General features: G+C 61.4%; 3 protein-coding genes and 1 pseudogene. All 4 read left to right on the top strand.

Going from position 1 to position 4,369, the window contains the following annotated elements; all coding sequences use genetic code 11:
* Positions 1–377: 377 nt before the first annotated feature.
* Positions 378–1,307, top strand: a pseudogene (locus AB7I51_RS17700) (ArdC family protein); the annotation flags it as partial.
* 15 nt (positions 1,308–1,322) lie between these two features.
* Positions 1,323–3,038, top strand: a complete 1,716-nt coding sequence (locus AB7I51_RS17695) for a ParB/RepB/Spo0J family partition protein (RefSeq protein WP_428406382.1) — start codon at positions 1,323–1,325, stop codon at positions 3,036–3,038.
* Positions 3,039–3,498: 460 nt separating this feature from the next.
* Entirely contained in the window at positions 3,499–3,825 is a 327-nt protein-coding gene (locus AB7I51_RS17690; RefSeq protein WP_428406381.1) for a DUF736 domain-containing protein, read from the top strand.
* A gap of 164 nt (positions 3,826–3,989) precedes the next feature.
* The coding region (locus AB7I51_RS17685; protein WP_428406380.1) for a hypothetical protein at positions 3,990–4,369 on the top strand (380 nt) is incomplete at its 3' end.

Below are 4,369 nucleotides of genomic sequence, written 5' to 3'. Positions count from 1 at the left end.
CGGCAACCGCTTTGGCACTTGTCCGTCTCTGTCGTTTGAATTCGTCCTCCCAAACCGGATTGCCGTCCGTCCTGATACCCGTCGCCGGATCGCCCCGCTTCCGCCGCCCCCGCCAGTCCGGGGGAATTGCGGCGGGAGGGAAAGGACGGACGGCGATGCCGGAACTTCAACCAGAAACGACACGGCGCGCGGCGAGCGCGCGGGGCGCGCATGGACCGCAGGCAGCGGGCGCAATCGCGGCGCGCAGCGCGGAGGCGCCGGAGGAAAATGAAGCGCGCAGCGGAAGTGCGCATGCCACAAAAGATGTAAGCGCGGCGGGAAAACATCCGGCGAATAGAAGGAGGTTTGCGCGCAGGCGACAAGTTGACGACACGCCGAAACGCGATCTTTACGCCGACGTGACGGCTAAGATCGTGAAGGAACTTGAAGCGGGGCGTTTCCCTTGGGCTCAGCCATGGGCCGCGAGAGGGTCGTTGAGTAGCAACGACGCGGCGACCATCGCCGCAGGCCTCCCCAAAAACGGAGCGACAGGCGCCGCCTATTCCGGGATCAATATCCTGTTGCTGTGGGGCGCCGCGATTGAAAACGGCTTTTCCTCCCAAGTCTGGCTGACTTTCAAACAGGCGCTTTTGCTTGGCGGCGCCGTGATGAAGGGCGAACGCGGCTCAATGGTCGTTTACGCCGACAAGTTCGTTCCGAAGGATGAGCAGGAACGCGTCAGACAGGAAGGCGGCGAGGCGAGCTTTGTTCCTTTCCTGAAGCGCTACACCGTCTTCAACGCCGCGCAATGTGAAGGCCTGCCCGAGGGGATTGCGCTAGGCGCGGAAGCATCGCCCGAATGCGAAACCATCGAGCGCGCCGAAAAGCTGATCTCGGCGACCGGCGCCGATTTCCGGATCGGCGGCGATCGGGCGTTTTATGTTCCGTCTGAGGACTTTATTCGCGTTCCGCCGCAACCGGCGTTTTTCGAGCAGGTGAATTATTATCGCACTTCATTCCACGAGCTCGGCCACTGGACCGGCCACGCCTCGCGATTGAACCGCGAATTCAAGGGCCGTTACGGGAGCCACGCTTACGCGCGAGAAGAACTGGTCGCCGAATTGGCGAGCGCTTTCGTCTGCGCCTCGCTTTCAATCGCGCCGACCGTCCGCCATGCCGATTATCTCGGCTCATGGCTTGAAGTTTTGAAAGAAGACAATCGCGCGATCTTCAATGCGGCATCGCTCGCCTCGAAAGCGGCGGACTTCATTCTGGCGTTCGAGCATGCGCCCGCCGCGCCTTCCCAATCCATTCAACCGCAAACCTGAAAAGGAGCCTGAGCCATGGACCTACAGACTATCTCCCTTGCAAACCTCAGAGTCTCGAAGTTGAATATGAGAGTTGGGCGGCGGGCGCCCGTTCTCGATGACATCCTCCCATCGATTCGGGAACGCGGCGTTCTCGTCCCGCTGCTTGTTCGCGCCAACGGCGAAGACGGCCATTTCGAAATCGTCGCCGGACGGCGGCGGTTTCTCGCGTCCAAGACCATCGAGAAGGAAACCGGCGAGGCGAGGGCGCTGCCCTGCCGCATCCTCGCCGATGCCGATGACGCTGCCGCGATAGAAGCCTCCATCCTTGAAAATGTCGCGCGTCTTGAGCCTGACGAAATGCAGGAATATGAGGCCTACAAGGCGCTCAATGACAAAGGCCGCTCGATTGACGATATCGCGCGCATCTTCGGCGTCACCGAATTATCAGTTCGCCGCCGTCTCGCCCTCGCCAATCTCTTGCCCGCGATCCGTAAGGCTTACGCCGAGGACGAGATCGACGGTGCAACGGCGGCGGCGCTGACGCTCGCGAGCGCGGCCAAACAAAAAGAATGGCTCGCCCTGTTCCAATCCGATGACGCCCAGGCGCCGCGCGGCGGCGCGCTGAAACGTTGGTTATTGGGCGGCGGCGAGATCGCGACCAGCGCGGCGATCTTTCCGCTCGACGCCTATGACGGCGATATCTCCGAGGATTTGTTCGGCGAGCGCTCGGTCTTCGCCGACGCGGAGCAATTCTGGAAGCATCAGGACGCCGCCATCGATGCCGAGCGCGAGGAGCTTCTCGCCTGCGGCTGGACGAAGGTGACGCTTTTAAAGCGCGGCGAATTTTTTTCGCGCTGGGATTTCGATCAGGCGTCCAAGAAACAAGGCGGCGAGGTTTTCATCGAAATCCGTCACTCCGGCGAAGTCGCCGTCCACAAAGGTTATGCGCCGCGCCGCAAGGCGAAGGACAAGACGAAAGACGGCGAGGGCGCAAAAGCGGAATCGCCGACGCGGCCCGAATGTTCCGCGCCCATGGAGAATTATGTCGATCTCCATCGGCTCGCGGCGGCGCGCGCCGTCCTGCTCGGCCATCAAGGCGTCGCGCTCAGATTGCTTGCCGCGCATCTGATCGTCGGCGCCCCGAATATCCGCGTCGCGCCGGAACCGATGCGCGCCCGTAAGGAGGAGATCGCGGCGAGCCTCGCCGCCTCGCGCGGACAGGAAGCGTTCGAAAAAGAGCGCGCCGGGATCGCCAAGCTTTTGGCATTGGATGACGACGCTCCGGCGGTTGCTGGCGGCAATGGCGACGGCTGGCGCCTCGCCGAAACCTTCGCGCGCCTCATCAAACTCAGCGACGATGAAATCGCGCGCATCCTCACTTTCATCCTGGCTGAGGCGCTCGCTCCCGGCCATGAAGGCGTCGATTGCCTCGCCGCAATCCTCAAAATCGACATCGCCGACTGGATGGCGCCGGGCGACGCGTTTTTCGATCTGCTGCGCGACAAGAAGATCGCCAACGCCATGCTTGGCGAGATCGCCGGGAGCGAGATTGCAGCGGCGAACGCCGATAGCCCCGCAAAGGTTCAAAAGGCTATCATTCGCAATTGCCTCGAAGGCCGGAACGGGCGCGAGAAAACGCCGAACTGGCGTCCCCGCTGGCTGCAATTTCCGGCGCTCTCATACTCAGTCACCGGAAAACCCGGCGCGGTCCGCCGCGCCGAGATGATCGCGCCCCTCTTTGCGCGATGAAGAAGAACAGGCGAGGCGGTTCGCCGCCTCGCTTGGCATCGCGATGGAGACGCCGATCCATTCAGATCGGGGATTACGCGACCACAGAACCTTCGCCGCCTTTGCAGACGCATTATCGGCCCGGCATCGATTTGCGCGTTTCGTTTCCTTTTCATGCAATGCGCCGTGAAAACTCATTCCCGGCCTGATCATGACGCGGACCCTGAACGCCGCCGCCGCCGCGCTGCAACCGGGCGCCAAGGATTTTTTCCCCGCATCTTGTTTAACGGCGCCGCTGCGCGGCGAGTCTTTTTCGATGCTCCTCGCGCCCCAAAAAATCGCTTTGCGTCCGGTCCTCCGCGTTCGCTCCGGCCCGCCCAAGAAAGAAAAAGAGGGCGGGTGCGGGCGTCTTCGGCGCCGTTCTCATCGGTCGCGTCAGGCCGGGGAATGGTCTCCGGCCGCAGCATAAGGAGACGAAAAGATGGCTCAATCGATTGGAACCGTGAAGAAGCGCGAGAATGGCGGCTTTGAAGGAACGCTCGCGATGATGACCCTGAATACGAGGATCAGCATCGTTCCCAATGACGCCAAGGAGAACGATCGCCAGCCCGACTTCCGAATCTATGCGGCGAAGGGCAATGAGATTGGCGGCGGCTGGAACCGGGTCGGCAAGAATTCCGGCAAGCCCTATGTCTCGATCACCCTCGCGCATCCCGCCTTCGGCGAGAAACGCGTCTTCGCCAATCTCGCTCGCGCCGCCGGGGAAGACGAGGAAACCCTCGCGATCCTCTGGAACCCGCGCGACTAGGCGGAAACCACCCGCAACACTCGCCCCCGCGCGGCTCGCCCGCGCGGGGGATTTTTCTGTCTCACCGTCCCAAAAAACTGCAGCGCATCCGCGTGATCCGCCGCGCTCGTCTTAATCGTTAAAATCATTGGTTATCGGCACGAATGCTGCACGGAATTCGTCGAGTGGGACGGATCACGCCGGGGGGCGATATGGGGTGCATTCTCAATTATTGTAGCAGCCATATTCCGGCTGACCTCCTGGTCGTCGCTTATTACGGGACATTCGTTCTTATCGCGGTCGGGCTCTCTTATCTCGCGGAATCGAAAGACATCAGGACGGCGGCGAGCCTCATCGGCATGGGCTGGGTATTCGGCATCTTCTCGTTCTTCTATCTCAATATCTCGGGGTATTTCCTGGTCGCCGTCATGTATGACACGATCATCGCCTATCATTTCTGGCGCATGGCGAAGGTCTCGATATTCCCGGCGCCGCTCTGCATCCTTCTCCTCTTCGAGATCACTTTTCTCGTCTTTTCGCCGTCGGTCGGGCTTTCGACCTATGC

Origin of the sequence: Methylocystis sp. (genome assembly GCF_050246715.1) — a bacterium.
Lineage (GTDB): Bacteria > Pseudomonadota > Alphaproteobacteria > Rhizobiales > Beijerinckiaceae > Methylocystis.
This window is presented reverse-complemented; position numbering and strand designations above follow the sequence as displayed.